Source organism: Amycolatopsis circi (assembly GCF_003385235.1).
Classification (GTDB): Bacteria; Actinomycetota; Actinomycetes; order Mycobacteriales; family Pseudonocardiaceae; genus Amycolatopsis; species Amycolatopsis circi.
Window position 1 is genome coordinate 1 of record NZ_PQIA01000302.1, and the last position, 1,647, is coordinate 1,647.

Annotated in this window: 1 protein-coding gene; it reads right to left on the bottom strand. The window is 70.1% G+C overall.

Annotated elements, in window-relative coordinates:
- Positions 1-137: 137 nt before the first annotated feature.
- Positions 138-1,526, bottom strand: coding sequence for an IS1380 family transposase (locus D0D37_RS46380; protein ID WP_244223928.1), 1,389 nt, complete (start codon positions 1,524-1,526; stop codon positions 138-140).
- Positions 1,527-1,647: the final 121 nt, after the last annotated feature.

The following is a 1,647-nucleotide window of genomic DNA, read 5'->3' on the forward strand; positions in this document are numbered from 1 at the left end:
GACCTGGATCCACCGAGTTGAGTTTTTGTTGATCTTGGTGGTGGGTGTGCGGGTGGTGCCCGTTGGGTGGACGCGTTGGTGTGGCTGGCGTCGCACCAGCGTGTCCACTGTGGGTTCTCCGGTCGGTGGTGGGCGGGTCAGGTTGTGCGGGGTTTTCGGCGGGTGGCGGTGAAGAGGCCGAGGCAGGCCTCTGCCCGGGGCCAGTTCTGTGGCAGGTGCAGGGTGGTGGTGCGGGCGGTGCGGGCGAGTCGGGCGGCGAGGGCGATGAGGTGGCGGCGGATGGTGCCGGTGCGGGCGTTGGCGTGGAAGCGGCTGGCGAGGGATCCGGCGGCGCGCAGGAGGTTGTGGGCGAGTGCGGCGAGGGCGAGCCAGGCCGCGTTGGCGGCGAACCGTCCGGAGGGGAAGTGGGCGAGGGCGGAATCGTTGAGGTCGGCGAAGATCTGCTCGATGGCGCCGGCGCGGCCGCGGTGCTGGGTTTCGGCGGCGGCGGTGTCGAACCCGGTGTTGGTGAACACGGCCTGGTAGCGGTAGGCGGGGAACAGTTCCCCGGTCGCGTCGCCGGTCGGGTCGCGGGTGGTGTCGCGGACGCGGCGGACGACGAGGCGGGCGGTGACGAACTGGCCGTTGCGGGTGGGGTTGGTGAACGCGGTGTAGGGGATTTCCGCGACCTCGGCGGCGTGGACCCAGGCCCGGCTGTCCTGGTCGTAGACCGGTCTGGCGTAGCTGATGCGCCGCCACGCGTTCTCGGCGATGCCGCCGATCGCGGCCCGCACCGAGGGGTTTTGCGGTGCGGTGACGGAGAACCGGGATCCTTCGTCGGTGATCGCGGACAGGATTTCCCCGTGGTAGAAACCGGAATCCAGCCGGACCACCAGCGTCGCGTCCGCGCCGCAGGCGCGGGCGGCGGCGAGGTTGGCGCGCACGAACGACACCGCCGCCCGGGCGGAATGCGCCTGCCCGCCGCGCAGCCGCGTCCCGGTGATCACCGGCGCGCTGATCGGCGAGGACAGGCACCCGGCGAGGAAATTCAGCCCCCGGACCTTCGTGTAACCGACCGCGGCGCCGTCTTTGCCCGCCCCGAACACCCGGGTGATCTTCGAGTCGATGTCGAGGAACGCCAGCCCGTCGATCCCGGGCAGCAGCGGGGCCCGCGCGATCAGGTTCCGCAACGCCCCGATGGCGACGTTCTGCAGCTGGGCGACGTGACCAAGGGTGAAATCACGCAGGAACGTGCCCAGCGTCGAGGGCGCCCGCACGTCGGCGAACAACCTCGGCATCGCGCCGTGACGGACCACGTCGAGATCGTCGATCGAGTCCGCCCCGGCCGCCATCCCGGCCACGATCGTCGACACCTTCGCACCGGCATTGGACCCCGCGGTGCTCCCGAGCGTCAGCAGCTCGTCGGCCAGCCTGCCCAGCCCCGCATCCTGCGCCAGCCGCATCACCGGCACCAGCCCCGCGTGCGACACCAGATTCGGATCGTCGAACCTCGCCGACACCGCCCCGGCACTATGCAATGATCGCATCCAGCAGATGCCCTCTCCCTCGGACTGATTTTTCCTTCGCAAGAACAATCATCCCAGGCCAGAGGGCATCTGCGCGTCCAGACACGGCCTACAACACCACAAACACCGGTGGATCCAGGTC

Excerpts from the sequence above, each read along its gene's own strand:
- D0D37_RS46380 (WP_244223928.1), bottom strand. The coding sequence starts at position 1,526 with ATGCGATCATTGCATAGTGCCGGGGCGGTGTCGGCGAGGTTCGACGAT.